This window comes from Neisseria sp. P0001.S005 (genome assembly GCF_051963715.1).
On the sequence record NZ_JBQCTZ010000704.1, the window covers coordinates 1 to 393 of the forward strand.

Consider the following 393-nt stretch of genomic DNA (forward strand, 5'->3'; position numbering starts at 1 on the left):
CCGATGATATTGGTTTGAATCATGGTTTCCCAATCGCCAAAATCGGCTTTATCGGCAGAATCCAAACCTAAAGCCAAACCGGCGTTGTTGATCAGGCAATCGATTTCGGATAAATGCTCGGGCAGGCTGTTCAAAGCGTTTTGAATTGACTCCGTACGCGAAACATCCATCTCCAACGGGTAAAACTGCTCGCCCAATTCTTCTGCCAACTGCTGCAATTTGTCTTCGCGCCGTGCCGCGCCGATGACATGATAGCCTGCCGCAACAAAGGTGCGGCACATCGCCGCGCCGAATCCTGCCGATGCCCCGGTAATCAAAATTGCCATATCGTTTCCTTTCTATACTCGTTTCAGACTTGGGTTTAAGGTATGATAACGCCTTATCAGACGGCCT

At 49.9% G+C, this 393-nt stretch carries 1 protein-coding gene; it reads right to left on the reverse strand.

Annotation, left to right across the window (positions count from 1 at the left end):
• The coding region (locus ACTHSP_RS22470) for an SDR family NAD(P)-dependent oxidoreductase (RefSeq protein ID WP_440347067.1) at window positions 1–326 on the reverse strand (326 nt) is incomplete at its 3' end.
• Between the last annotated feature and the right edge of the window lie 67 nt (window positions 327–393).